Genomic DNA, 266 nt, shown 5'->3' with positions numbered 1-266 from the left:
GCTTGCAGCCCTGCCCCAATCCACACTCGATAAACACCGGCTCGCCGCCGTTGAAGCGCACGCTGTCCGGGAACGATGGCCAGTAAGGCGTCGGCACCAGCACTTCGTCGCCGTCATCCAGCGTGGCGGCAAAGGCATTGAAGATGATCTGCTTGGCGCCGTTGGCGATCACGATCGATGCCAGCGGATAGTCGAGGTGATTCTCTTCGGCCAACTTACGCTGCACCGCAACGCGCAAGGCCTTCACGCCTGGCGTCGGCGTGTAC

At 62.4% G+C, this 266-nt stretch carries 1 protein-coding gene; it reads right to left on the bottom strand.

From position 1 onward, the window contains the following. The coding region (locus tag AC0L3B_RS39620) for an aminotransferase class I/II-fold pyridoxal phosphate-dependent enzyme (protein ID WP_473383301.1) at positions 1-247 on the bottom strand (247 nt) is incomplete at its 3' end. Positions 248-266: the final 19 nt, after the last annotated feature.

This window comes from Bradyrhizobium sp. Kon56, assembly GCF_055807635.1.
Note: the sequence above shows the minus strand (reverse complement) of the source record. Positions and strands in the feature narration are given on the sequence as shown.